This is a genomic window from Acinetobacter sp. NPDC052428 (assembly GCF_044547685.1).
GTDB classification, from domain to species: domain Bacteria; phylum Pseudomonadota; class Gammaproteobacteria; order Pseudomonadales; family Moraxellaceae; genus Acinetobacter; species Acinetobacter lwoffii_G.
Window position 1 is genome coordinate 47,074 of the sequence record NZ_JBIUAT010000004.1, and the last position, 25,878, is coordinate 72,951.

Below are 25,878 nucleotides of genomic sequence, written 5' to 3' on the forward strand. Positions count from 1 at the left end.
TTTGCCTATATGAAGGGGTAATCTCTTGAGTATCATCGTCGCACTAGATGCCAAAAGCCAATTTGATGCCTTAGCTATTGCAGAACAGCTAGATCCTGCCTTGTGTCGACTAAAAGTTGGTAAAGAGTTATTTACCCATGAAGGTCCAATTATTGTCAAAGCACTTCAAGATAAAGGCTTTGATGTATTTCTGGATCTGAAATTTCATGATATTCCAAATACAACAGCACAGGCAGTATGCGCAGCAGCAGATTTGGGTGTGTGGATGGTGAATGTGCATGCCTCAGGTGGCCGCAAGATGATGGAAACCTGTGTAGAGCGTTTACAAGCAGGTAATTATAAGACTCAGTTGATTGCAGTGACTGTATTGACGTCAATGGGCCGTGAAGACTTGAAAGATATTGGTCTGGATATTGAGCCAAATGAGCATGTAAAACGTCTGGCACAACTGACCAAAGACAGTGGTCTAGATGGGGTGGTCTGCTCAGCTCAAGAAGCGAAAATGTTACGTGAAACGATTGGAAAAGACTTTGCATTAGTGACACCAGGCATTCGTCCAGAAGGGTCGAATGCAGATGACCAGAAACGTATTGTGACACCGAAACAGGCAATGCTGGATGGCTCAACACATCTGGTCATTGGTCGCCCGATTACCCAGTCTAAAAATATGCGTCAGACTTTGAAAGATATTTTAGCAACGCTTTAATACGGTTTGAATGACAAAAAGCCTTTCAGTCGAAAGGCTTTTTTTATATATTGAAAAAATGGTTATAAAATAACCTGAGTTCGATGAAATCCACTTAACCTTTTAGCATATTTTGGAAAGTTGGCTTATTGGGGTTCAAACAATAAGCCACTACAGCAGCCATGATATTCACCATGAGGTTATTTACCGAACGATGACGTGAATGTTCAAGTTGATGTAAATTTTTTAATTGATCATTCACTGTTTCGATCAGTCCTCTTCTGCAAAGTAATTGTTTTTCTTCTTCAGTTTGGATGGATTTATTTTTCATATTCCGACGTGATGGGGTCAATATTTTCAGTCCTCTTGCTGCTAAAGCTTCGGCTTTTGCTTTGCTCAAATAGCCTTTGTCTCCGAGTAGGATCCCATTTAATTCTTGAGTTAAAGATTCTAATATAGCAACATCATGAACATTTCCCGATGTCAGCTTGAGATTAATAATTTCACCTAAATTATTGATAACGAGATGTAATTTAAAACCATAAAACCAACCCGTACTACTTTTTCCACGACCGGCCAAGCCTTTAAATACACGATGCCTTTTAATCCGAAGATTATGGCAAACTACCAATTTAGTGGAGTCAATGATACTGATTCCCGTATCTTTTCCTTTCACCTGATGGAAGAAACAACTCAGAGCTTGCAAACAACGGGGCATGATTTCAATAAATCGGTTGTAGCTAAGCAGTTTAGGAAAAGCAGATTTCCAGAATGGAACGATCATTTGGTAATAAAAATATTTGAAGAATCTAAAACCGGATTGATGAAATAAAATGACAATGGTCATTGCTTCAGACAAGCTTAAAGCTGACTTTTTCAACCTGGTTTTTTGATCAGAAATTAAAGCTTTCTCTAAAGAGTCATTAAATTTTTTTGCAGAAATCATCCAAAATACAAAATAATTCGATAATATGATCCATTGAGAAGCCTTGTTTTATAACATTTTGTCTTGAGAACCAATATGTTAAAAAAACAGGGCTTTTTTTCTACTCTTTTTTTATATCGAACTCAGGTTAAAATAAAAAGGAAAAATGATGACTTCATCTGAACCACAATTAGAAAAAGCACAGAATGACATGATTCAAAATGTTCAACAGGCAGAGCAGCTTAAGCAACAAGAACAGCAACAACAGGCAAGCTCAACAGATTGGACAGTGGGAATAGATGTGGTCAGTTTGGCATCTGATGCCATCAGTCTCGCTTCGGATGTTATTGAAACAGTAGGCGATGCCTTAAGTGATATTGATTTAAGTTTTTAGTCAGCTCTGCCGGCCCCTTGCTTGTGCTTCGTTTTAAAATTCTGCTTTAAAAATTACCCAGGGAGGAGAGTCCCTCTTTATAAAAGAGGAATTTAGTGAGATTGAGAAAGTGATAAAGTTATTAAATCGCTGCCAGTATACTCACCATGATTGGTGCTAACAGTGACAAAATAAAACCACTGACCATGGCATGTGGAATAAAATCATGCCCGCAGGCTTGTTTAACCATCGGCAGAGTCACATCCATCGCAGTTGCACCCGCTGCGGAAATGGCCGATCTTGGATATCTCCAACCCATACAATACATCAGTAAGATGGCAAAAATTTCTCTAAACAGGTCATTCATCAGGGCGATACTGCCGAGTTCTGCATTTCTGAGTTCTGTCACGACAACGCCTGACATTGAGTAAAATCCATAGCCTTGTGACAGCATGATCAAATCTTTCAGACTGATGTCGGTGTTCCAGAATGAATAAAGCATGACCGCGAATAATGAACCGAAGATGCAACCGATTGGTACCAGGAGAATTTTAAAATTTAACCAGGAACGATCTAAAGGTGAATAAGCCAGATCCAGGCCAATCATGAACATAAATACTAGCAACAAATGCCAGGTGCTGATTTGCAAGGATAGATCAAACAGATTCAAGCCTGTATGTAAACAATATCCGCCTGCGAGAGCCAAAAAAGCATAACTCATGTTCAGCAAGGATTTAACTACTAGATCGACGGATACCCGACCAGAGCTAGGAAGATAACCTGCCCATTTAAATAGTAGATAACAAAATGCAAAAGCACCTAGGGAGGTCAGAAAGGCAATGCTGATCGACGTACTCAAAATCTGGAGAGGATGCTGTAATTCATCTACCAATTGTGAAAATTCAAAGGCAATTGCAATCAATAAAACATAGCTAAAATAGGGCAATAGCTTGAAACAGATTTTAATAATCGAAATCGGAATTCGTTTTGCCATGGCAAAACCGATTGCTAGACAAAATAGAAGCTGAAAGATAAGCCAAAGCGATTGCATAAGTTTAATGGATTGAAAAAATTACCTATAAATTATGCCACCGCTTGATGTCAGATGGTAAAAAGCTTTTAGGCGAGTTTATTCAATAATCGATAATCCGCGACATTTGGCTTTTTTGTTTTGAGCCAGTATTTCCAGGTATAAGTCGGCCATAAGGCAAAGTTCTTGCCGCCTTTCTGCTGATACCAGCTGACACAGCCAGATTGCCACACAGTCTTTTCAAACATATGTTGCACCTGCTGATTAAATGTATCTTGTGCCTGGTCTTTGACCATAATGGCATCGCTTTGGAATTGATCGACCAGTTGCATCAACTTTAAGATATATTCAACTTGCGCCTCAATCATAAAAATCACAGAATTGTGTGCCAATAGGGTATTTGGGCCCAATAACTGAAACAGGTTTGGAAAGTCTTTCACACAAATTCCATAATAACTTTCAGCGCCTTGTTTCCAGACTTCATTCAGTTCTACACCATCGAGCCCTGTACATTGAAAATTCTTCATATAGATGCGCGGATCGGTAATGAATCCGGTGCCATAAATCAGACAGTCAATCGGCCGCTCTGTTCCATCTTGTGTAATGATACTGTGTTCAGTCATTTCCTGAATCTTGTTAGTCACCAGTTCTACATTGGTACGGTTAAAAGTCGGGAAGTATTTATTCGAGACCAGAATGCGTTTACAGCCCATGATGTAGTCGGGGGTCAGTTTTTTGGCCAATTCAGGATTTTTTACCTCATATTTAATGAATAGTTCCGCCAGTTTTTGGGTGAATTTCATAATGCCAGGTTTGACAATCGGTACCACACGCGATTCATTTGACCAATACAGGCGGGCACGGTGTAGCTTTCTAAACCAGTCATATTTTTTAAAGAGCTTCTTTTCAAGATTCGGATAGGCACGTTCATCTCGGGGAATGATCCAGGCTGCAGTACGTTGCATGACATACAGATGTTTGCATTGTGGGGCAATTTCCGGAATATATTGAATGGCACTGCCACCTGTCCCGATTGAAGCAACATTTTTGTCAGTTACATCATAAGTGTGATCCCATTGCGCAGAATGAAAGACTTTACCCTGGAATTTCTCAATACCGGGAATATGTGGGATTTGGGGAATATGCAATGGCCCAGAAGCGAAGATAACGAACTGGGCTTCAAGGATACTTTGATCCTGAAGCTGTAATTGCCATAGACAGCGTTCTGCCTGGTAATGTGCTGCCAGAACTTCGGTATTTAAACGGCAAAAAGCACGCAGGTTATAATCGGTCGCCAGATCCTGAATATAAGAAAATATCTCGGGTGCTTCTGCATAACGCTTGGACCAATTGCTTTTCGGTGCAAATGACAAGGAATATAAATGTGATTGCACATCACAGGCTGCTCCAGGGTACTGATTGTCCCGCCAGGTTCCGCCAAAATCGCTCCCTTTTTCCAGAATAATAAAATCATCAATACCCTGTTGCTGTAAACGTATTGCCATGGCAATACCGCCGAAACCGGCTCCAATAATGGCAACTTTGGTATGAGCGTGGGAGCGTGTGACAGTGGCATGATCTAGCATTCGTACATTCCTTGTTTATTTTAATGTTGGATATTTATCGTAATTTGCTCCTAAACGATTAGACATAAAATTGATCTAAACGGCAATAGCCGACACATTATTTTTATAGTACAACTAGTGCAAGCACATTGTATTTGTATGGTTATGAAACGTTCTGTTCTCAGTCTGATGTATTTGATTCAAGGGATGCGTAAGGCTGGCATGCAGGTCGATCAGAAACTGCAAAACATTGGGTTGCGTGTAGATGCCTTTGATCCAAGCTCGGTGATCCATCCGAGTCTGGAACATGATGTGCTCAAGGTGGTGGGGCAGGAAATTCAGCCTGAACAGGGATTATTGATTGGCCAGCATTATGCTTTGGCAGGTTATGGCCCCTTACTCATGTTGCTGGTGACCAGTCCTACGGTACGTGATGCACTGAATCAGGTGATCCGTTTTCAGCAGTTGACGCATTTGACCGGTCAGTTGGCCTTGCAGCAAAGCGAGCATCATAGCGCGCTGTGTTATCGAGCAAAGCAGCAGGATGATCATTTGGGAATGTTGCTGGCACAGGCGGAGATTTCCGGAACGTTTAAGTTTATCCGGGAAATTTACAAATTGATGGGCTTATCCAAACCGGATCTGCGGATCGAGTTGCCATTTGCCCATCCAGAAGATCTGAATACCTTAAAGGTCTACCATGATTATTATGGAACACAGGTACAGTTTGATGCATCTCGGGCAGCATTCTGGTTTGATGAAGCAGTGCTGGATATTAAAATTCCCTCTGCGGATGCGGTCACTTTTGCTGTCTATGAAGCCAAATGTCTGGCTGAAATGGAACGTTTGCAACAGGATGAGCAGACGCCGATTGTGGTGCAGCGTGTTCAGGATTATCTGGAAATCCAAAGTGGCCTGATGCCGAGCATGGCTGAAACGGCACAGGCGCTGAATATTCCGGAACGAACCTTGCGGCATCAGTTACAGCAATGTGATACCAGTTATAAGCAGATTCGCGAAGAAATTATTAAAGATAAGGCTTTGCGACTGATTGAATACAAACAGTATTCGATTGAAATGATTGCAGAATTATTAGGCTATTCCGAGCCAGCCGCTTTTAACCATGCCTTTAAACGCTGGTTTGGGCAAAGTCCTCGGCAATATATAAAATAGCCTAAGCTTGTTTATGCCAAAGTGTTATAGTGTGTTGATTAAACTCCGCTATAATTAAATTGATCCCAAATAGTACGAAATTCTATGTCCGATTTTAATTCACAGCACAGCACCGCTTTTAGTCCGATTTCTCCTGCAGAACGTTATGCGCAAGCGATCTCTTCAGGACAGTTTATGCCTGATGAAGCACAGGCAATGGCAGTACATGAACTGAATCGTGTCTGGCTGGAATTGATTCAGCGTTTTAAGGCATCGAAAAAAGCATTTCGCCGCTTTCGTCGTCAGACGTCTCCGAAAGGCGTGTATATGTGGGGCGGAGTAGGGCGTGGCAAAACCTGGTTAATGGATCAGTTTTACGATTCGATTCCGTTTCGCCGTAAAACCCGGATGCATTTTCACCATTTTATGCAGCATGTGCATCGTGAGTTAAACAAATTATCCGGACAGCGTAACCCCCTAGATATCGTGGCGGATCGGATTTATAAAGAAGCGGTCATCATCTGTTTTGATGAATTTTTTGTATCCAACGTGACAGATGCGATGATCCTGAGCGATCTGTTCCAGAAGCTGTTTGAACGCGGTATCACTTTGGTTGCCACCTCGAATATCGCACCAGACGGTTTATATAAAAACGGCATTCACCGTGACCGTTTTATGCCTACCATCGAACTGGTCAAGAAAAACTGTGTAGTCTTAAATGTCGATGCCGGAGTCGATTACCGTCTACGGGTTCTAAAACAGGCACAACTGTTTAAATTCCCATTAACGCATGATCATAAAAACTGGATTGCTCAACGTTTTAGCGCTTTGACCCAGACTCAGACCTGTTCTGAAGAGCCGATTATTATCAACAACCGTATTGTTGAAACCGTGTCACATACTGAAGATGTGTTGTGGTGCGAGTTTTCTGAACTGTGTTTAAAGCCACGCAGTCCAGCTGATTTTATTGAAATCGCCAATATTTATAATACGGTTTTGGTCAGCAATGTACCGCACCTGACCGATTTTCTGAATGATGGAACACGCCGTTTTATTTATCTGGTCGATGAATTTTATGACCGCGGCGTCAAGTTGCTCTTAACCTCGGAAGATAATATCGTGGATATTTACCAAGGTGAGAAACTGGCCTTTGAAATTGAACGGACCCGTTCCCGTTTGCTAGAAATGCAGTCGGATGAATACCTGAATTCTAAACATCGCCAGATTGAGAAAATCGCCTCCGTGAACGGAGAGTAAGAATAAAAGCGCTGGTCATTTACCAGCGCTTTTTTTTATAAAAATAGGTACTTAAATTATCGACAAGCCTGATTAAACATGGCTTAATCTTGGTCTAAATGTGATCGTGTATAACTAGAATGCATAATTTTTACTCGAAAATCTGAACTTAAGTCTAATTTCTACATTTCGAAAACTTTATACACTATCATTAGGGTATTTAGCAGAATGATATCTATTTGTAACTGAGAAAGATCAAATATGTTTATGAGGGTATTCATATTGGAAAAAATGCTCAGTATTTAGCAATGTGATAATACTATTCAGCTAGATTTTAATCGGTATACTAGAATCTCTTGTATAAAAAGTAGCAATATCAGGAAAGACAATGACTGCACGTATTCAAAAAGGCAAGTTAGCGATTGCTAAAGAACTTTACGATTTCATCGAAAATGAAGCACTACCAGGTTCTGGTTTAGACAGCGAAACATACTGGAAAAACTTTGAACAAGTCGTTGTTGATCTTAGCCCTAAAAATAAAGCACTTTTGGCTAAGCGTGATGACATTCAGGCGAAGATTGATGAATGGCACCGCAATAACACATTTGAATTACAAGCTTACAAAGCTTTCTTGACTGAAATTGGCTACTTGTTACCAGAAGTAGAAGATTTTCAAATCAGCACTGAAAATGTAGACGAAGAAATTGCAGTACTGGCAGGTCCACAGTTGGTGGTACCAGTACGTAATGCACGTTACTGCTTGAACGCTGCAAACGCACGTTGGGGTTCTTTGTATGATGCACTTTATGGTTTCGATGTCATCTCTGAAGAAGATGGTGCGGAAAAAGGCAAAGGCTATAACCCGAAACGTGGTGAAAAAGTTGTCGCATTTGCAAAGAATTTCCTCGACGAAACTTTCCCACTCGCACAAGGTTCGCATGCAGACGCAACTCAATACGCAGTTGAAGATAATGCACTGGTTGTTACCCTAAAAGACGGTTCAAAAACAACTGTGGCAGATGCGGCTAAATTCGTTGGCTACAATGGCGAAGCTTCAGCACCGACTGAAATCGTATTTAAAAATAATGGCCTGCACGCTATTGTGCAAATTGATGCCAGTAGCCCGATTGGCCAAACTGATGCCGCTGGTGTAAAAGATGTGGTTCTTGAAGCTGCGGTTACGACCATTCAGGACTTGGAAGACTCGATTGCAGCCGTTGACGCTGAAGAAAAAGTGGAAGGCTACCGTAACTGGTTAGGCCTGATGAAAGGTACTTTAGAAGAGTCTATTGAGAAAAACGGTAAAACTGTTACCCGTAAACTGAATGAAGACCGTACTTTCAAAAATGTAGAAGGTGGTGAAACTAAAGTTCACGGCCGTTCATTGATGTTGCTGCGTAATGTTGGTCATTTAATGACAAACCCTGCGATTCTGGTAGATGGCGCAGAAATCTATGAAGGCATCATGGATGCACTGGTTACGCCATTGTTGTCTTTTGCAGACATCAAAGGTGAAAATACCATCAAGAACTCGCGTCAAGGTTCAATGTATATCGTTAAACCGAAAATGCACGGTCCTGAAGAAGTGGCATTTGCCGTTGAATTGTTTGAACGTGCGGAACAGGCACTTGGCTTACCTGCAAAAACTTTAAAAATCGGGATTATGGATGAAGAACGCCGTACTTCTGTGAACTTGAAGAACTGTATTGCACAAGCCAAAGATCGTACCATCTTCATCAATACAGGTTTCATGGACCGTACTGGTGACGAAATCCATACCTTTATGGAAGCTGGTCCATTCGTTCGTAAAGGCGAAGTAAAAGGCCAAATCTGGTTCCCGGCTTATGAAAACCGTAACGTGATGATCGGTCTGCAAGCAGGTTTACGTGGCAAAGCACAAATCGGTAAAGGCATGTGGCCAAAGCCAGACATGTTGCTTGACATGTACAAAACCAAAACTGAACATCCTGAAGCGGGTGCGAGCTGTGCATGGGTTCCATCACCTACAGGTGCGGTGATTCACGCGATTCACTATCACCAGATTAATGTTGCAGACCGTCAGCAAGAACTATTATCGACTCAGCCTTTATCTCTGGATGATTTGTTGACACCGCCATTGGCGAAAGACACCAACTGGTCTGAAGAAGAAAAAACCAAAGAACTCGAAAATAACTGTCAAGGTATCTTGGGTTATGTCGTTCGTTGGGTAGATTTGGGTGTAGGTTGTTCTAAAGTGCCAGACATCAATGATGTCGGTTTAATGGAAGATCGTGCGACTCTACGTATTTCTTCACAACACGTTGCGAACTGGTTGCGTCACGGTATCGTAAGTCGTGAGCAAGTAGAAGAAGTGATGCAACGTATGGCGAAAATTGTGGATGAGCAAAATGCCAATGATCCACTGTATACGCCAATGTCTGCTGACTTTGCCAACAATATTGCGTTCCAGGCAGCATCTGACCTGATTTTTAAAGGTGGTGAGCAGCCATCAGGTTATACCGAGCCGCTTCTGCACGCAGCGCGTTTAAAGTTAAAAGGTTATACAGGTGACTAATCCTGTCTAGCTTAAAAAAGCCTCTTCGGAGGCTTTTTTATTGTCTAATGGTAAGCCGTCGTTGTTTTGACTAGAAATTTTCCAGTTGAACTCTTAAAGTGGGGCAAAGCATGTGAGGAAACAATAAAATGACAACGGTATATCAAAATTTAGACCAGCAGTTTATTCATGGTCAGTGGCAAGCTGGTACTTCAACCAGAATAATAAAAAATATTAATCCCTATACCCAGAGTGAAATTTTTAGTATGCCAGCTGCCAGTTCTGTCGATGTCGACAGTGCTTATACCGCAGCAGAGCAGGCTTTTCAGCAGGGTGTTTTGAATCCCACTGAAGTACGAAAAACAGTGCTGCAAAATGTGATGACAATTATTCAGCAGCGTCGTGATGAAATCATTGACTGGCTGATCATTGAATCTGGTAGTACGCGCATTAAAGCCGGCCTTGAGGTAGATGCTGCCTTGGGGATTATTCACGAAAGTCTGGCATTTCCAGATCAGCTGAAAACTGAACAGCTCGAAAGCAAAGATCCAGTACGGAAAAGTTTGGTCTTGCGTAAACCTTTAGGCGTGATTGCAGTCATCAGCCCATGGAACTTTCCATTTCATCTGTCCTTGCGTTCAGTGGCGACAGCGATTGCCTGTGGCAATACGGTTGTCTTGAAACCAGCCAGTGATACGCCGGTGACTGGCGGTACATTAATCGGGAAATTATTTGAAGAAGCCGGTTTGCCTCCGGGTGCATTGAATATTATTGCCGGTGCTGGCAGTGAAATCGGGGATTATTTTGTCGAGCATTCAGTGCCAAAAATGATTTCATTTACCGGCTCGACTGAAGTGGGGAAAAGTGTCGGCAGTAAAGCTCTGGCCAGTTCCAGAATCAAACGTTTGGCACTGGAACTGGGCGGCAATGCACCCTTGGTGATTCTGGATGATGCCGACCTTGATCTGGCGGTTGAACTGACCTTGATGGGGCGTTTTATGCATCAGGGACAAATTTGCATGAGCACCAATCGGGTTGTTATCGATGCATCTATTCATGATGCTTATGTGGATAAGCTTCTGGATCGGGTCAAAATGATTCCAGTGGGCGATCCGAATCTGGAAGATACCATCATCGGGCCGATCATTAATCGGAGTCAGGTCAAAAAGCATCAACAGATCATTCAGACAGGCAGCGAGCAGGGCGCACAGCTGGTATATGAGGGCGGAATTGAAGGAAATCTGGTCTATCCGCATATTTTCATTAACGTCGCAGCCGATTCTGATTTAGCACAACAAGAAAGCTTCGGTCCGATTTTACCGATCTTAAAAGCACGTGATGAGGCCCATGCTTTAAATCTAGCCAATGCAACAGAGTTCGGTTTGTCCAGTGCAGTCTGTACATCAAATATCGAACGCGGCAGCGCTTTTGCGGCACAACTGGATATTGGCATGACCCATATTAACGGGATCAGTGTTGCAGATCAGTCTAATGCACCCTTTGGCGGCGAGAAAAACTCAGGACTAGGACGTTTTAATGGTCGCTGGATTTTTGAGGAGTTTACCCGGACACACTGGTTGACCATACCGAATTCATAACAGGCAATGCGCCTAAAACTATAGAAATACGACAGGCTTCGACTTGGCATCACGGTATAATGTTATGGTCGAATGATTTACATATATGAACCATGTGCGTCAATTTTAAGCCTTTAACCTTAGAGCAGTTGCATAATCTGGGATTGCCAGAAATTCCTTTTGAATATCCAGAGGAGGTCTATCCCAATTATGCTACACCGCTTTTGTTTCATTCAGCTCAAGGACTGGAATGGCGTTCCGTGAATTTTGGACTCATTCCGAAATGGGCAGAAGACAAAACTATAGGTACCAAGACCTATAACGCCAGAAATGAAACCTTACTGCAAAGGCCCACCTTCGCTGAAGCCACCGCCAAATGTCATTTTTGCGTCATTCCGGTATCGGAATTTTATGAGTCCAAATATTTTGACAATAAACCGCAGCGTTGGGGTGTAAGACGTAAAGATGGTCAGGCGACTTTTATTGCAGCTGTGTATGAGATTGCTCGGGTACAAGGTGAAATTGTACGCTCTGCCAGTATGATTACCATGGATGCAATTGACCATTCCATGATGAAGGAGTTTCATGAGCCGGGTAATATCAAACGCTCGGTTATTGTGATTCCACAGCAGCGACTGCAAGAATGGCTAACGCTAAGGCATCCGGATATTCGTAGCTTTGTAGAGGGCTTTCCGGTAGAAGAGTTTGAATGTTCACATGTACCAAAAGAAAAAATCAAAAAAGTCAGTCCACAACTGAACTTTTTTGATTTTTAGAAAGCTCTGGCGAATTATTTATTATTATAAAGTATGCGCCAATTCGCCAGCGTCTATTTAAAATAAAAAGTAGGTCTTTAACGAGCTAAATTTTTGAAAATATGACGTAAACTTTCCATGGTTTTTTCAATTTGCAAAGGCGTCAGGCCTTCAAATGACTGTTCCAGTACGACATTGGTCAGATCATTGATCTTATGTGTCATTTGCATGCCTTTGTCAGTCAAAAATACTCGGGTAATCCGTGCGTCATCCTCACATGAATAGGTTTCGACCAGACCTTCGTCTTTTAAGCGGTAGACAATTTTAGTCGTGGTCGACATTTTAGAAACAACCATCTCTGACAAATCAGAAACACTGGCATGCGGTTTGGCTTTTAGTGCAAGAAGGATGCGGCGGCGGGAATTGTCAACACCATACTTTTTTAGTGCATGATCGACATTAACGACGTATTGAGCATGAACCTGAGTTACCCAATAATATGGAAAGTTTTCTAAATTAAATTCTTCCGTACACGGCAAAAATTTTGCATATTTCTTAGTCATGAAATGTTCCTTGTATTTATTTTTCTAGGGCCCGTTCATTTTATGAAAAAGTTTATGCATATTTCAACCTTTATTTTAAAAATGTTAAAGCGCTAACACTTTTTAGTTTTTCTTAACATCCCAAGGAGTTGATCAGTTCTGCATGTGAGCCTTATCTGGCGCGAAGATTGTTCTTTAAAATCGGATGAAAGGCGATAATATTTTGTATAAATTTAATTCCTCATTATGTATTTCGTGAGTAGAAATGTTTTCCAAGACTTTTTATTGTTCTTAAGCAGCCTGTCTGAATAGGTTTTAATGCAAATAATTGTATTTCAATAAATTAATCGATTTAAGAAATATAGGGTGATTGAGTGGTTTTAGTCAATATAGTAAATGATTATTTACAGCTATATTTTTAAGTGATTGTTCTTTCAATAAAAAAATAGTTTATGCTCTAATCTTTAAGTGACCTTAAAAATAATAGCCTAATCAAACTAAATTCTGTTTATTTTTAATTCAATTCGAATAAATGATGTAGAAAAAATTAAAATTAATCAGTTTCAGCATCAATCAGTTGATCATAAAAGTCTCAATAAAATCATGATCATGTAATTTTTTTGTAAATTAATACATTACAAAATACTCAGTTTATGCATAATGGAATAGTCTTAAGTTGCATAGGTTAAATTTTAATGGATCCCTCGCCGTGCGTTGATCTTCCATCTCTATTTCTAGCTTACTCGAACGGGGTCATTCTCTAATGGAATTTTTATTAGATCCCGGAATCTGGGTAGGTTTAATTACTCTTATTATTCTTGAAATTGTTTTAGGTATTGATAACCTAGTCTTCATTGCCATTCTGGCTGAAAAACTTCCTCCTGAACAACGCGATAAAGCACGTGTTATTGGTTTGTCTCTCGCATTATTCATGCGTCTAGGCCTGTTATTTGCCATTGCCTGGTTGGTCACTTTGACACAACCATTGATTACTGTGTTTAACTGGACCTTCTCTGGTCGGGACCTGATCTTGTTATTTGGTGGCTTGTTCCTGGTGTATAAGGCCGTTACTGAGCTGCATGAAAAGATTGAAGGTAAACCTGAAGTCACAGTGTCTACCAATGTGGTATATGCAAGTTTCACTGCTGTTGTTGCACAGATTGTTGTTTTAGATGCTGTTTTCTCTTTAGATTCAGTAATTACCGCCATTGGTATGGTCGACAACATTTATGTCATGATGGCTGCCATGATTGTTGCAATGGGCGTGATGCTACTGGCATCGAAACCATTGACCAACTTTGTGAATCGCCATCCAACCGTGGTGATTCTGTGTTTAAGCTTCCTACTTTTGATTGGTATCAGCCTGATTGCAGAAGGTTTTGGTTTCCATATTCCAAAAGGCTATATCTATTCAGGTATTGGTGTTGCGATCATAATCGAAGCATTCAACCAGTTCGGTCAGCGTAATGCTGCTAAACATGAATCCAAGATTCCTTTGCGTCATCGTACGGCTGACTCGATCCTGAAGTTAATGGGTGGCAAGCTAGAGACGACCGACAGTCAAAATAATCAGGCACAAGAAACCTTTGCAGATGAAGAACGCTATATGATTGGTGGGGTGCTTACCCTTGCAGAGCGTTCAGTCGCTTCGATCATGACGCCGCGCGGTCAGATTTCATGGGTTGATCTGGAAGATAGCCCAGAACAGATCCGTGAAAAAATTCTGTCTGTTCCACACAGTCTGTTCCCGGTATGTCGCGGTAGCCTAGATAAGGTGATTAGCGTAGTACGTGCCAAAGAATTATTGGATGTACTGGAAGAGCCGGAAGAATTAAAAGCACTGATTAAACGTCATCGCCCAATTTATATCTTTGAAAAGATGAAAGTTATTGACGCGATTAATACCTTGCGTACCTCTAAAGGTTCTTTGGTCTTGGTGAGTGACGAGTTTGGTAATGTACAGGGTCTGATTTCACCGCTAGATGTATTTGAAGCAATTGCTGGTGAATTCCCGGATGCAGATGAACAGCTGGATCTGGTGAAAGTGGATGATACGCACTGGATCGCATCGGGCATGTTAGATCTTTATCAGCTTGAGCTTGAGCTTGGCATGATTGATCTGATTGATGAAGATGCTGGCTATATCAGTGTTGCGGGTTTGATTCTGGATAAAACTAACAGTACGGTTGAAGTGGGCACCGAGTTAAATTATCAAGGTGTGCAGTTCAAAGTCACTGAAATTGAAAGCAATCGTATCAAGTCGGTCAGCATTCATTACGCAGGTTAAATAGGTGTTTTAAACACTTTATTTGTTCAAATATTAAAAGTCAGTTACTTTGGTGGTAGCTGGCTTTTTTAATGCATTTTCTGAGTCGGCCTCAGTAAAAAAATTAGATAGAAATAAGTTTAACTAATTGTTTGAGCTGATTTTTATTGGTCTATTCATACTATCATTCATGTTCCAGATCGAGCCGAATATCCGGGTATTGCACTGAATTTTTAAAGCAGAAAAAGTCAAATCAGCAATCAAAAATAAGCATGATCAAGCATCAAATATTGATTCATGTAACCTGTTAATCAAAACTTAAAAGTCATATTTAAATACTGACAAAAAATTAAACTACAATTCACATGAACTAGATTTGCATTATGCAAACAGATCTTAAGTAAAATGGAAACCGTTTGTGTGGAAATCGCTAGATAAGTGGTATGAAGCCTACTCAGTTCAGAATAAAACGACTCAAAAATGATCTCCGAAAGAGCTAGACAGAACATTTTTAAGGAGATCAATAGAGCAAATGAGCAGGATCAATCTAAAGAGGGGCGTTTATCTATTCAAGAGAATAAACATCCATGAAGTGATCCGTAAACTAAATGAATTCTGGCAGAATTTTAAAGTTGGCGTATTTTCGGATTGTTTCAGTATTGAGTTGGTAGATTTCATCCAGAAAGGCGACATTAAAACAGCCTAACTGTTGTGCGCGTTCAAATGCCAATTGACCGGCAATTGCAAAATGTACATGCGCAGTCAATGCAGCAAGGGCTGGAGACGTTAATGCACTATAGGCAGCAATTAGTGCACCGAGCGCACATCCCATCGCCGTGATTCGGGGCTGTAAAGCAGAACCGCCTGACACCTGTATCACAGGATAGTCTTTCGAAATAATGTAATCGGATTCACCAGAGATCGCGATACATTCACAATGATCCAGCAAACTTTGCGCCTGTAAATAAACGTCCGCACTATCTACCGTGCTGTCGACACCTTTGGATTCGATTTGCTTACCGGCCAAAGCCCCAATTTCAGAAGCATTGCCTCGTAAAATCGTAGGTTGGGAATGCATCAACTGATCTACGATGCCAGAACGCCAGTGCAGCACTGTTCCATAACCGACCGGATCAAGCACCCAGGGTTTTTGCAATTGATGTGCAGTTTTCGCAGCAATCTGTATCGCCTGAACCTGCTCTGTCGTCGGTGTACCCAGATTCAGACTGATCGCTGCAGCAATCTTGGCAAAACTTTCAGCTTCAAACGGATTGTCGATCATAGCCGGAGATGCATGTGCAGCCAGTACAATATTGGCGACATAGTTACTGGCCACCGTATTGGTCATTATATGTACCAGGGGCTGCTGTTGCTGAAGTTTCAACCAGGCCTCACAGATCTGATCCAGAAGCGTTTGCTGTAGTGTTTGCATCGAAGTCGTCATAATGGTTATTTAGAAGAAGAGAAAGATTCGTTGTATTCGGTCAGCGGGTAAAATAGTGGTCTTGATGCTTGCAGCTACGACAGAACAGGCTGACATAATCACTGGCATCATAATCCACCGACAGTTCCTGTGAGCCGCAGTGCATACAACGTTTTTGGGAATAAAATTTCAGGCGAGGTTCGATCTTATGCCACGAACGCCACACCGGCTGAAAGAAGATATTTTCATCATAGCCCAGAAAACGATAAAACAGGATTTCGCTCATCTTGCTGAATGCCAGTTGCGGTGGACGCGGCAGGGTAGAGGTTTCCCATTTTTCTGTAACTGAACGTTCGCGGTACTGCTGCAAGGTTTTTTTCAGCAGATTGGTATTAATAAAGTTTTCATTGCGAGGCTTGAGGGCTTTTTGTTTGTACAGATATTCAAGTCCCGTTTGTACCAGATAATAAATCTGGCCTACAGCCAGTACATCCAAAAGACGATAGCAAAAGGTCTGAAAGCTCTGATTTCCGGCAATCTGCACATTCCAGCTACGGCAATAGAATTGAGCAAACTGAATGATTTCTTCATACAGCAGGCAATAGAGTGCATCTTTGACTTCATCTGCACTTTTAAAGGGCACACCTTGGCTCAGGTTCTGATAAAACCAATTGCGCAGCTGCTGGGTAATGCTGAACAGGGTCGGTTCAGAATAGCCATCCAGTCGCACATTAATATAATAATGCTGATTTTCCTGCTGGAGATCTTTGGGAATCAGAACCTGATCCCGGATCAGGCTTTTCACCAGACCATGCTGAAACAGATAGTTGGGACTGATGGAATAATATCGAATTTGATGCCAGTCAATATATTCGCGGTGCTGGCTATATTCTTGAACCTGTTCATCCAGAATCGCGAGTAAAAACAGTTTATTGATAAAACTGAGCTGATTCAGCTCAAGAACCGGTCGATCCTGTTTTTTATGATATTGACGGTTTTCCTGTAAACGGACTTCCTTGAGCATGCGTTTACGCTGCGCCAGACAGTGGTCGCAATAACAATTGTGCTTTTGATCGGAATACAGCTGATGCTGACAATGGCTGCATTCGTGATAGCTCAGTTCCTGATCATATTGCTCTGCCTCAATCCAATACATTGATGCCTTACACAGCGGACAGTGGGTACTTTCATCAAGCTGTTTTTGCAGAACACTGAATACCATGGTCGCGAGCAACTCTAGAATGGACGGGCATTTGATTATACACGGCTGATGAGATGCAAACGTAGTGGACTGGTGCAATTTTTCTAAATCAAAATTAGTCACCCAAACAGGAGAAGAGCTACCGAAGTAGCTCTGATTTTAAAAACATGAAATGACGTTTTTTAAACCGGGCAGGGTAATGTGTCGTCCTCCTCGCCGCGGTGTTTGGCATGAATTAAAGCCTGAACCTTTTTAGAGGGCACTTTTTTGGCACCGAGTGCATCGTAGGTGTTGAGAATGGCAGTCACTTCATGGGCCTGAAGCGGAATGCCTTCACAGCTCATCAACAGGGCAATCACTTTATGGTCAATATTGGCCTGATCCAGGGTCTGCAAAGTTTTGATATTTTCGATCCGTACAACATGCTGTTTTAAATACATGGCTCACCTCATCATCGTTATCATTATTCTTTCATTGGAAGTGTGGAAAAACACAGTTTAACTGTAGCAAGAAGTGTGCTCATTTATTAATCAGAATTTATTCGGTACTCAGCAAATAAAATTATATATTTTTAAATCAGTTATTTATGAAAATGTAAGAAATTATGATCCTGACTATTTTTATGGCACAGATATTTCTTATGTAGAGTCGAGTGCTGCTCAATTAGGCAGAATGCATTGAAAGTGGTGCATGAAATGCCCATATTAGATCTAACAATACAAATGCACAGACAGCGTTTAAAACTTGGCGTATGATTTTGACATGAACAATGTCGAACACGATAAAAGATTAGGACAGGACATGAATATTGCGGCAAACCCGGTGATCGAAGCGGATCAAACCATTTATTTAAAAGACTATCAAAAACCTTCCTTTATTGTTGATTCCATCGACCTGAATATTCAAGTCTATAGTGACCACAGTCTGGTCAGCAGCAAGCTGGAGATGCAGCGCCAAACTGCTGGCGATCTGGTTCTGCTTGGCCGCGATCTAGAGCTGCAATCGATTAAGTTAAATGGTCAAATCCTGAATGCAACTGACTACAGTCTTGATGCTGAACAACTGGTGATTGCCAATGCGCCTGATCAAGTGTCGCTTGAAATCGTGGTTAAAATTTATCCTGAAAGTAATACTATGCTGGAAGGTTTATATCAGGCCAGTTCAGATCTGTTTGTGACCCAAAATGAACCAGAAGGTTTCCGTAAAATTACTTTCTATCCAGACCGTCCTGATGTGTTGTCGGTCTTTACGACGCGTGTAGAGGCAGACAAGAAATATCCGGTCTTGCTCGCGAATGGTAACCTGCTGGAAACCGGTGAAGTAGACGCCAATCGTCACTATGCCATCTGGCAGGATCCGACCAAGAAACCGAGCTATTTGTTTGCCTGTGTCATTGGTGACTTGGCAGTGATGAAAGATTCCTATGTCACGTCAGAAGGCCGCAATGTAGCTCTGGAAATCTACGCAGAAGAAAAAGATATTCCAAAATGCAAGATCGCCATGGAAGCACTCAAACATTCCATGCGCTGGGATGAGGAGCATTATGGTCTGCCTTATGATCTGGATAACTACATGATTGTGGCGACCAGTGCATTCAACATGGGTGCCATGGAAAATAAAGGTCTGAATATCTTCAATACTTCATGCGTGCTGGCCGATGAAGAGTACACCACTGATGCCGCAATCATGCGAGTGCAGTCAGTCATTGCACATGAATATTTCCATAACTGGACTGGTAACCGGATTACCTGTCGTGACTGGTTCCAGTTATGTTTGAAAGAAGGCTTGACTGTATTCCGTGACCAGTCTTTCTCGGAAGATTTACAGTCGGCTGCGGTACAACGTATTGATGATGTAGCAGTTCTCAAAGCGCATCAGTTCCCGGAAGATTCAGGGCCGCTGTCGCATCCACCACGTCCGGATCATTTTGTAGAAATTAACAACTTCTATACTGCCACTGTTTATGAAAAAGGTGCGGAAATTAACCGCATGATGGCGACCTTGCTTGGCAAGGAAAAATTCCGTCAGGGAACCGATGAATATTTCCGCCGTCATGATGGTCAGGCGGTAACGGTTGAGGATTGGGTGGCTGCACTAACAGCAGGTTCAGGTGTGGATCTTTCAAATTTCCTGACCTGGTATAATCAGCCGGGTACGCCTAAACTTCAAGCAAAAGCTGAATATGATGTAGAGACCCAAATCTATCGCCTCAGCTTTAAGCAAAGCCTGAAAACCCATGCTAAATATCCAAATCTGAAAGCAGTTCCAATTCCAGTCGCTTTGGCATTGTTTGATGCTGAAACCGGTGAGCAGCTAACGTTGAACTCTGAGGCACTCTTTGAAAATAGCGTGAAAGATGGCGTGTATCTGTTTGATCAGGATGAGGCAACGATCGAATTTAGCGGTGTGACAGCAAAACCAGTGGTGTCCTTGCTGCGTAATTTCTCTGCACCAGTGAATCTGGACTTTGACTATTCAGAAAAAGAGCTGGCTTTCCTGTTGCAATATGAAACGAATGGTTTTAACCAGTGGCAAGCAACTCAGACCTTACTCGAGCGTATCTTGCTGGATGACCAGCCTGCAGAAATTTATATCGAGGCTATGCTCAATACCTTGCCGGATGTGATTGAGAAAGATCCGCTGTTGGCATCACGTCTGTTTGATATTCCGTCGGAAGGTTATTTAGGTAGCCGTATTGATCAGGATTATAATCCAGTCATGATTCAGGAAAAACGTGAGGCTTTGCTGCATACCTTGGCACGCGCATTTGGGGAAACAGCGAAAGAAACTTATCTCAATCTGGATCCTGATCTGCAATCTGAATTCTCGCAAGCAATGGGCGTGCGCGCCTTAAGAAACATCATGCTGACGATGATTGCTCGTCAGGGAGATGCATTTGCCTTTGATTTAGCCCATGAGCAATATCACACAGGCAATATGTCTGAACGTTTGGGTGCGCTGAAAGTCTTGGTCTGGAATGATGCACCACAAGCAGAAGAAGCTTTGGCAGATTTCTATAGCCGCTTTGAAGATGAAGCCTTGTCTTTAGACCAATGGTTTATGGTTCAGGCAGCACATCCAAAAGCAACGGATGCAACGATTGCGTATCTGACCCAGCATCCGGATTATGATCTGGCTGTGCCTAACCGTATCCGTGCAGTGAGCGGGGGGCTGAATGCTAATCCGGTCAATACCTGGAGCTTTGGCGTGCAGCATTTTATTGGACTGGCAAAATATCTGGACGAGAAAAATCCGATTGTAGGCTCACGTTTGCTACAGGTATTGTCACGCTGGTATACCTTGGCAGAACCGCAACGCAGTGAAGTGAAAGCACAGCTTGAAACCTTAAAGCCACTGGTTAAATCTAAAAATGTGTCTGAGACACTCAATAGTATGCTCAGCGTATAACATCAATATTCATAAAAAACCGGATCGACCTGATCCGGTTTTTTATTTCCTGTTTATTTCAAACGCTGGCTTTAAATACAGTTGAATTTCTCTAAAGGCTTAGGTAAGTACTAAAGGGTGTTACAGTATGATTATACGGAAAAGAGTATTTGTTTATTAAGCTGTAAGCTAGGTAAAGGGATCTACAGATTCGCTTACTAGAGGTTGTCCAAGATATGTTAGTAAAAATTGAAGATGGTTTTTATTTAAATAGCCAGCATATTATTGCCGTACATGTCAGCAAGAATCCTGAAAATGGCTTACTTGAAATCTCCATTCAATATACGCCGCATTCCATTCAGCAGGTCGGAGAATACAAAAAAGTATTTCAAAGCCAGCTTGATGCTGAAATATTCTTAAGTGAGTTAAATCAAAAACTTCGCTAAAAGCCTGCATCATACAGGCTTTGATCAAGCATCTTATTGTCTGACGATGAGGACTGGAATAGAGGAAAGTGCCAGAACATTCTGAGCGACACTGCCCAGCATGAGTTTTGCAGACCCTTACGACCATGTGAACCCATAATGATCATATCGGTCGGGGATTCATTTGCAGCCTGCATAATGCCTTCTGACGGTGCCATGCCATGCAGGATTTTTGTCGTCACCTGGATGCCATCACGAACAAAGTTCAGTTTCAGTTCATTTAAACGATCCAGCGCATTTTTTTCTGCATGCATAAAATAGTCTGTGACTGCAGGAGCAACTTTGTAAAAATCTACGCCCTTAAAGGGATCCACCGCAATCACACTGAGTAAAGTGACATGGCTATGAAATACTTTGGCCAGTTCCAGGGCATGATCTGCGGCAGCATAGGAAATCGAGGACTCATCGAGTGCTACGAGAAGATGATCATAGTTATTCATGGTGCTTCCTCATATTTATTATTGCAGTAAAGGGGGAGTGTGGTTTAAGCGAGTAAATCTCCACAGCATGTTTTGTTAGACTTCCAAATGTAAAAGTAGCAAGTACTGCGCATCTTGAAGATGCGCAGCATCAGGATTATTTTTTCACGATCAGTACGGGAATTTCACTCGCACCCAATACATCTTGTGCAAAGCTGCCCAGAATCATTTTCTGGAAGCCTTTACGGCCATGAGAACCCATGACGATCAGGTCGGCTTTCACCTCACCCGCGGTTTCAGCAATATGTTCTGCATTGACTAAACCTGTGACAATGCGGGATTGCGCTTCAATACCTTCACCGGCTGCGATGGCAGTGGCTTCTTTCAAGGCCTTTTTGGCATTGGCATGTGCCTCGATAAAATATTCCTTCATGATAGAGGAGCTGTAATAGAAATCAGCCTCGGTAAAAGGATCTTCTGCGATCAGGCTGATCAGGGAAAGCTGACTACCAAATGCCTTGGCAATTTTGGCAGCATGTCGTACTGCAGAAAAGGAAATTTCTGAACCGTCCACTGGGACTAAAATATGTTGATAGACCATGGCTTTTCTCCGCAGGTTGTCTGATTTTTAGGCTTGGTTTATTGATAGCACAGTGCTGTGGCGGGTGCAATTGCAAAAAAGCGGTAAAATTGAAAAAACTCATTAAATTACAAATATTTTTCATGTAAAAGTGATGAAAAAAACAGAGTAAAAAACTCGGAATTGCAGTTTTAGTGATCAAAAATAAGAGGATGAATAGTCCTTGTTTGCAGCAGGATAGTTTAAACTGCCGTAGCCTGTTTTTAGATCATGTATAGGGGACTGTTTTGAGGTTTTTTGCCATTCATCTTTTGCTCATAAGTTCAGTTATTCTTTCCGGCTGTCAGACCGCACAGAACAGTAAAGTCATTGCCGGTGCTTTTAACCTGACCACAGGCTTGCAGCAAAAAGTGATGGATCGTTATGCACCTAGTGCGGTTATCGTGCAGCAGAATATTGCCTATGCGCCGCAACAGAAATTATCTCTGGATCTGTATCAGCCGCAGAATATTGCCAGTATTGGCCCACGACCGACCATTGTCTGGATTCATGGCGGCGGCTGGATTTCAGGTTCTAAAGAACATTCACGGGGTTATTTCAAGCTGCTGGCGGCACAGGGCTATAACGTGGTATCCGTGCAATATCAGTTTGCGCCACAAGTGACCTATCCAAGCCAGTTACACCAGATCAATCAGGCACTTGAATTTCTCGATACCTATGCAGACACCTACCAAATCGATGCCCAGAACTTATATCTGGCCGGAGATTCTGCCGGGGCGAATATGGCCAGCCATTACGCCGCGCTTTTGACCAATCCTGTATTTGCCGACCAATCCGGTATTCAGCCTCATCTGCAACCTACGCAGCTTAAAGGTTTAATCTTGCATTGTGGAATTTATGACTTGGAAGCATTTGCCAGCACAGCACCTGAAGAAATGAAAATTATCGAATGGGGTGTCTTTAACCTGATTCAGGCTTATACCGGCGAGCGTAAACATGATGCCGAGTTTTTAAAGCAGATTTCTCCGATTCAGTATATTACGCCGTCTTATCCGCCAGTGTTCATCAGTGGCGGGAACAAGGATTTTCTGACCGATACTCAGTCCCTACCATTTGTAAAAGCTTTGAAGGAACAGCAGGTTCCTGTGACTGAAATATTTTATCCAGAGTCTAAAACCTGGCTCATTCATGAATATCAGTTTTTTATGGGCAAAAAGGAAAGTCAGCAAACCTTTGTCAAAACCCTGGATTTTTTACATCAGCTTTCACCTTGAAGAGAAAATTGTGAAAAATAAATCTTTCAAGATTGATCATGTCAGATCGTCCCGACAGCAATCATTGAAAAATAGTTTGGAGTTTAAAAAATGAATCCTGTGTCATGGGCATATTTATTGTTGGCATTGGCTATTATTGCCGAAGTGACTGGATCAACATTTCTGGTGAAGTCTGAAGGCTTTACCCGATTATGGCCATCTCTGGCAGTAGTCGTTTTATTCTGTATTGCGTTTTATTTGCTGTCTCAGGTGATTAAAGTAATCCCCTTAGGCATTGCATATGCAATCTGGGCGGGAGTAGGCATCGTTCTTACGGCAATCGTAGGCTATGTAATCTTTAAGCAGGCGCTGGATGTGCCCGCTTTTATCGGGATTGCACTGATCATTTCCGGTGTGGTGGTGATTAACCTGTTTTCCCAAACTGCCGGGCATTAAAAAGGCAGCAAAAGTAATTGCCTCATTTCTACAATAAGCTTACGCCACTTGCGGTTTAAGCTTAAACAGCAAATAAACCGTCAAACCAAGTAGCAGTCCCCAGAAAGCTGAACCAATACCGAAAAACTGAATATTAGAGGCACTAAACAGGAATGTCATCAGTGCCGCTTCACGGTCGTGACTGTCCTGAAAAGCCAGCGCAATATTGTGGCCAATGGTGCCAAACAGGGCAATGCCTGCCAAGACTGTAATCAGAATCCCTGGAAAAGCCATCAGTACACTGGTCAAGGTCGCAGCAAAAAAACCCATCAGAATATAAAACAGGCCGCAGCTCATCCCTGCAATATAACGTTTGGCCGGATCAGGATGCGCTTGAGCATCCAGGCTGACTGCTGCACTAATTGCGGCAAGATTGACACTAAAACAGCCAAATGGCGCCAATATCGTCTGTGTAATACCCGTCCAGCCCAGAATAGAATTTACTTTCGGCGGATAACCATAACTTTTGATGACGGCGAGTCCAGGCAGATATTGTGATGCCAGATTAATCACCATTAACGGTAAGGCCAGTCCTAAAATAGCCTGTAGGCTAAATTCAGGTATAATCCATACCGGCTGGGCAATACTCCAGTTCAGCTGTGGAATAGTAAAATTAATAAAGAACGGACAAAGGGCAATAGCCATTAACACAGTAATCACAATGCTATAGCGTGTACTCAGTTTTTTAGAAACCAGATAAATCGCCAGTACACAAAGCACAAATTCCCATGACTGTTGCAGACTGCCAAAGACCGAGATGCCAAATTTTAGTAGCACGCCCGCCAGCATGGCACTGGTCAAACTTTGTGGAATAAACTGGAAAATTCGCTCGAAAATTCCAAAAAATCCCAGACAGGCAATAAGAACTCCAGAAATCAGAAAAGCGCCAATTGCTTCACCCAGACTGTAATGACCGGCAGAAGCAATGACCAGCGCCAGCCCAGCAGTCGACCAAGCGGTTGAAATCGGATAGCGATATTTCCAGGAAAGCAGAAACCCGGAAATTCCAATGCCGATACCCAGTGCCCATAACCAGGAGCTGATTTGTGCCTGATTGGCACCCAGACTTTGCGCAGCTTCAATGACCAGTACGGCGGAAACACTGATACCAATCATGCAGGTGATAAAACCGGCCATGATGGCAGGAAAGGAGAGATCTTGTAAAAGTTTTGGCATCATCCATGACACTATTTTTAAATGCGTTTAAATCATACGCTTTTCACGTATCAACACAATGTTTTTAACAATTTTATCTAGAGGTCTGCTGGTTTGAAGCCGGTCATTACTAGAAAGTTGAAGTCGCCAGTTTAAGGCCAAAACTGCAAAACAGGATCCCAACTGCAGCGACACAACTGGCGGTCACTTTATAATTCTGGTTGAAATAGGAAGCCAGTTTTACACCAGAAAAAATCAGGATTGAAAGATAGGTCATACTGATCAATTGCAAAATCACAGCAAGTAGCGTGAATGTCAGGGCTGGATAAGGATAGGCAGGGTCGACAAACTGCACAAAAAAAGACAGATAAAACAGAATTGCTTTGGGATTTAAGATGCTAATGGTAAGTGCGGTGCGAAAGGGCTGAATTGATTCAGTCGTATCGGAAGATGTTTTTTTAATCTGGACGAGTTGTGATGACTTTTCCGGAAAGAAAGTCTGGTAGGCCGCAATGATTAGCTTGATACCCAAGTAACTGAGATAGATCGCTCCGATAATTTTCAGTGCAATAAACAGTACCGGGAAGGCATGTAGTAAAGAAGCTGCTCCCAATGCCGTACATATAATCAGGATCAGGTCGCCTGTATATACCCCCAATGCGCCCATATAACCTGTTTTAATGCCAAAGCGTGAAGCAATCGACATGACATACAGGGAGTTCGGCCCAGGCAGTAACACAATCAACGTGGTTCCAATGATAAAGGTCGTTAGATCTGTGATACCAAACACGAAAAACTCGCATGAACAAAAAAGCCGATGCGGCATTATAGCAACATCGGC

The 25,878-nt window shown here is 42.2% G+C and carries 21 protein-coding genes and 2 pseudogenes; 12 read left to right on the top strand and 11 right to left on the bottom strand.

Annotated features, from left to right (window positions below; translation table 11 throughout):
* Positions 1 to 25 precede the first annotated feature (25 nt).
* Positions 26 to 706, top strand: coding sequence for an orotidine-5'-phosphate decarboxylase (gene pyrF, locus ACIG3F_RS04330; protein WP_004645455.1), 681 nt, complete (start codon positions 26 to 28; stop codon positions 704 to 706).
* A 94-nt stretch (positions 707 to 800) separates the two neighbouring features.
* Here the strand turns inward: pyrF and ACIG3F_RS04335 are convergent.
* Positions 801 to 1,665, bottom strand: a pseudogene (locus ACIG3F_RS04335) (IS982 family transposase).
* 114 nt (positions 1,666 to 1,779) lie between these two features.
* On the opposite strand from ACIG3F_RS04335, the gene ACIG3F_RS04340 reads away from it, so the two are divergent.
* Complete coding sequence (locus ACIG3F_RS04340; protein WP_396469445.1) at positions 1,780 to 2,004, top strand: hypothetical protein; 225 nt, start codon at positions 1,780 to 1,782, stop codon at positions 2,002 to 2,004.
* A gap of 121 nt (positions 2,005 to 2,125) precedes the next feature.
* Here ACIG3F_RS04340 and ACIG3F_RS04345 read toward each other — a convergent pair whose 3' ends face one another.
* Together ACIG3F_RS04345 and ACIG3F_RS04350 are read right to left on the bottom strand one after the other, a co-directional pair.
* Positions 2,126 to 3,034 (bottom strand): lysine exporter LysO family protein, encoded by a 909-nt coding sequence (locus ACIG3F_RS04345; RefSeq protein ID WP_396469446.1) that lies wholly within the window; start codon positions 3,032 to 3,034, stop codon positions 2,126 to 2,128.
* Between the two features lie 68 nt (positions 3,035 to 3,102).
* Positions 3,103 to 4,599, bottom strand: a complete 1,497-nt coding sequence (locus ACIG3F_RS04350; RefSeq protein ID WP_396469447.1) for a flavin-containing monooxygenase — start codon at positions 4,597 to 4,599, stop codon at positions 3,103 to 3,105.
* A gap of 144 nt (positions 4,600 to 4,743) precedes the next feature.
* On the opposite strand from ACIG3F_RS04350, the gene ACIG3F_RS04355 reads away from it, so the two are divergent.
* The 5 genes from ACIG3F_RS04355 (at position 4,744) to ACIG3F_RS04375 (ending at position 11,852) form a co-directional block, all read left to right on the top strand.
* Positions 4,744 to 5,751, top strand: a complete 1,008-nt coding sequence (locus tag ACIG3F_RS04355; protein ID WP_180096971.1) for an AraC family transcriptional regulator — start codon at positions 4,744 to 4,746, stop codon at positions 5,749 to 5,751.
* Between the two features lie 84 nt (positions 5,752 to 5,835).
* Positions 5,836 to 6,987: a cell division protein ZapE gene (gene zapE, locus ACIG3F_RS04360; protein WP_396469448.1), complete on the top strand. Its 1,152-nt coding sequence runs from the start codon at positions 5,836 to 5,838 to the stop codon at positions 6,985 to 6,987.
* A 367-nt stretch (positions 6,988 to 7,354) separates the two neighbouring features.
* Entirely contained in the window at positions 7,355 to 9,520 is a 2,166-nt protein-coding gene (locus tag ACIG3F_RS04365; RefSeq protein WP_396469449.1) for a malate synthase G, read from the top strand.
* 128 nt (positions 9,521 to 9,648) lie between these two features.
* The gene (locus ACIG3F_RS04370; protein ID WP_396469450.1) at positions 9,649 to 11,097 is read left to right on the top strand and encodes an aldehyde dehydrogenase family protein; all 1,449 of its coding nucleotides are present in this window, start codon (positions 9,649 to 9,651) and stop codon (positions 11,095 to 11,097) included.
* A 92-nt stretch (positions 11,098 to 11,189) separates the two neighbouring features.
* Positions 11,190 to 11,852 carry an SOS response-associated peptidase family protein gene (locus ACIG3F_RS04375; protein ID WP_396469451.1) on the top strand — a complete coding sequence of 221 codons (663 nt, stop codon included), beginning with the start codon at positions 11,190 to 11,192 and terminating at the stop codon, positions 11,850 to 11,852.
* A 77-nt stretch (positions 11,853 to 11,929) separates the two neighbouring features.
* On the opposite strand, the gene ACIG3F_RS04380 is transcribed toward ACIG3F_RS04375, so the two are convergent.
* A complete protein-coding gene (locus ACIG3F_RS04380; RefSeq protein WP_004278843.1) occupies positions 11,930 to 12,394 on the bottom strand; it encodes a MarR family winged helix-turn-helix transcriptional regulator in 465 nt (154 codons plus the stop codon).
* Between the two features lie 742 nt (positions 12,395 to 13,136).
* Here ACIG3F_RS04380 and ACIG3F_RS04385 point away from each other — a divergent pair.
* The gene (locus tag ACIG3F_RS04385) at positions 13,137 to 14,660 is read left to right on the top strand and encodes a TerC family protein (RefSeq protein ID WP_374952689.1); all 1,524 of its coding nucleotides are present in this window, start codon (positions 13,137 to 13,139) and stop codon (positions 14,658 to 14,660) included.
* A 583-nt stretch (positions 14,661 to 15,243) separates the two neighbouring features.
* On the opposite strand, the gene thiM is transcribed toward ACIG3F_RS04385, so the two are convergent.
* From thiM to ACIG3F_RS04400, 3 genes are all read right to left on the bottom strand, one after another.
* Positions 15,244 to 16,092 (bottom strand): hydroxyethylthiazole kinase, encoded by an 849-nt coding sequence (thiM, locus tag ACIG3F_RS04390; RefSeq protein WP_396469510.1) that lies wholly within the window; start codon positions 16,090 to 16,092, stop codon positions 15,244 to 15,246.
* A gap of 31 nt (positions 16,093 to 16,123) precedes the next feature.
* A complete protein-coding gene (locus ACIG3F_RS04395; protein WP_253100625.1) occupies positions 16,124 to 17,284 on the bottom strand; it encodes a hypothetical protein in 1,161 nt (386 codons plus the stop codon).
* Between the two features lie 161 nt (positions 17,285 to 17,445).
* Complete coding sequence (locus tag ACIG3F_RS04400) at positions 17,446 to 17,703, bottom strand: hypothetical protein (protein WP_004278839.1); 258 nt, start codon at positions 17,701 to 17,703, stop codon at positions 17,446 to 17,448.
* A gap of 361 nt (positions 17,704 to 18,064) precedes the next feature.
* On the opposite strand from ACIG3F_RS04400, the gene pepN reads away from it, so the two are divergent.
* Positions 18,065 to 20,671, top strand: a complete 2,607-nt coding sequence (gene pepN / locus ACIG3F_RS04405) for an aminopeptidase N (RefSeq protein WP_396469452.1) — start codon at positions 18,065 to 18,067, stop codon at positions 20,669 to 20,671.
* Positions 20,672 to 20,886: 215 nt separating this feature from the next.
* Entirely contained in the window at positions 20,887 to 21,096 is a 210-nt protein-coding gene (locus tag ACIG3F_RS04410) for a hypothetical protein (RefSeq protein WP_004278836.1), read from the top strand.
* A 33-nt stretch (positions 21,097 to 21,129) separates the two neighbouring features.
* Here the strand turns inward: ACIG3F_RS04410 and ACIG3F_RS04415 are convergent.
* A pseudogene (locus tag ACIG3F_RS04415) lies at positions 21,130 to 21,575 on the bottom strand (universal stress protein).
* 136 nt (positions 21,576 to 21,711) lie between these two features.
* Positions 21,712 to 22,155, bottom strand: a complete 444-nt coding sequence (locus tag ACIG3F_RS04420) for a universal stress protein (protein ID WP_004731460.1) — start codon at positions 22,153 to 22,155, stop codon at positions 21,712 to 21,714.
* Positions 22,156 to 22,421: 266 nt separating this feature from the next.
* Between ACIG3F_RS04420 and ACIG3F_RS04425 the strand changes: the two genes are divergently transcribed.
* Together ACIG3F_RS04425 and ACIG3F_RS04430 are read left to right on the top strand one after the other, a co-directional pair.
* Positions 22,422 to 23,408, top strand: a complete 987-nt coding sequence (locus ACIG3F_RS04425) for an alpha/beta hydrolase (RefSeq protein WP_396469453.1) — start codon at positions 22,422 to 22,424, stop codon at positions 23,406 to 23,408.
* 90 nt (positions 23,409 to 23,498) lie between these two features.
* Entirely contained in the window at positions 23,499 to 23,843 is a 345-nt protein-coding gene (locus ACIG3F_RS04430; protein ID WP_005106592.1) for an SMR family transporter, read from the top strand.
* Positions 23,844 to 23,882: 39 nt separating this feature from the next.
* Here the strand turns inward: ACIG3F_RS04430 and ACIG3F_RS04435 are convergent, their stop codons facing one another.
* Together ACIG3F_RS04435 and leuE are read right to left on the bottom strand one after the other, a co-directional pair.
* Entirely contained in the window at positions 23,883 to 25,058 is a 1,176-nt protein-coding gene (locus ACIG3F_RS04435) for a benzoate/H(+) symporter BenE family transporter (RefSeq protein ID WP_396469511.1), read from the bottom strand.
* A gap of 109 nt (positions 25,059 to 25,167) precedes the next feature.
* Positions 25,168 to 25,827: a leucine efflux protein LeuE gene (gene leuE / locus ACIG3F_RS04440; RefSeq protein WP_396469454.1), complete on the bottom strand. Its 660-nt coding sequence runs from the start codon at positions 25,825 to 25,827 to the stop codon at positions 25,168 to 25,170.
* Positions 25,828 to 25,878 lie beyond the last annotated feature (51 nt).

Excerpts from the sequence above, each read along its gene's own strand:
- ACIG3F_RS04395 (WP_253100625.1), bottom strand. The coding sequence starts at position 17,284 with ATGGTATTCAGTGTTCTGCAAAAACAGCTTGATGAAAGTACCCACTGT.
- zapE (WP_396469448.1), top strand. The coding sequence starts at position 5,836 with ATGTCCGATTTTAATTCACAGCACAGCACCGCTTTTAGTCCGATTTCT.
- ACIG3F_RS04365 (WP_396469449.1), top strand. The coding sequence starts at position 7,355 with ATGACTGCACGTATTCAAAAAGGCAAGTTAGCGATTGCTAAAGAACTT.
- ACIG3F_RS04345 (WP_396469446.1), bottom strand. The coding sequence starts at position 3,034 with ATGCAATCGCTTTGGCTTATCTTTCAGCTTCTATTTTGTCTAGCAATC.
- ACIG3F_RS04370 (WP_396469450.1), top strand. The coding sequence starts at position 9,649 with ATGACAACGGTATATCAAAATTTAGACCAGCAGTTTATTCATGGTCAG.
- ACIG3F_RS04375 (WP_396469451.1), top strand. The coding sequence starts at position 11,190 with ATGTGCGTCAATTTTAAGCCTTTAACCTTAGAGCAGTTGCATAATCTG.
- ACIG3F_RS04420 (WP_004731460.1), bottom strand. The coding sequence starts at position 22,155 with ATGGTCTATCAACATATTTTAGTCCCAGTGGACGGTTCAGAAATTTCC.
- ACIG3F_RS04350 (WP_396469447.1), bottom strand. The coding sequence starts at position 4,599 with ATGCTAGATCATGCCACTGTCACACGCTCCCACGCTCATACCAAAGTT.
- ACIG3F_RS04410 (WP_004278836.1), top strand. The coding sequence starts at position 20,887 with ATGTTAGTAAAAATTGAAGATGGTTTTTATTTAAATAGCCAGCATATT.
- ACIG3F_RS04385 (WP_374952689.1), top strand. The coding sequence starts at position 13,137 with ATGGAATTTTTATTAGATCCCGGAATCTGGGTAGGTTTAATTACTCTT.
- ACIG3F_RS04355 (WP_180096971.1), top strand. The coding sequence starts at position 4,744 with ATGAAACGTTCTGTTCTCAGTCTGATGTATTTGATTCAAGGGATGCGT.
- pepN (WP_396469452.1), top strand. The coding sequence starts at position 18,065 with ATGAATATTGCGGCAAACCCGGTGATCGAAGCGGATCAAACCATTTAT.
- ACIG3F_RS04430 (WP_005106592.1), top strand. The coding sequence starts at position 23,499 with ATGAATCCTGTGTCATGGGCATATTTATTGTTGGCATTGGCTATTATT.
- ACIG3F_RS04435 (WP_396469511.1), bottom strand. The coding sequence starts at position 25,058 with ATGCCAAAACTTTTACAAGATCTCTCCTTTCCTGCCATCATGGCCGGT.
- ACIG3F_RS04400 (WP_004278839.1), bottom strand. The coding sequence starts at position 17,703 with ATGTATTTAAAACAGCATGTTGTACGGATCGAAAATATCAAAACTTTG.
- ACIG3F_RS04340 (WP_396469445.1), top strand. The coding sequence starts at position 1,780 with ATGACTTCATCTGAACCACAATTAGAAAAAGCACAGAATGACATGATT.
- ACIG3F_RS04380 (WP_004278843.1), bottom strand. The coding sequence starts at position 12,394 with ATGACTAAGAAATATGCAAAATTTTTGCCGTGTACGGAAGAATTTAAT.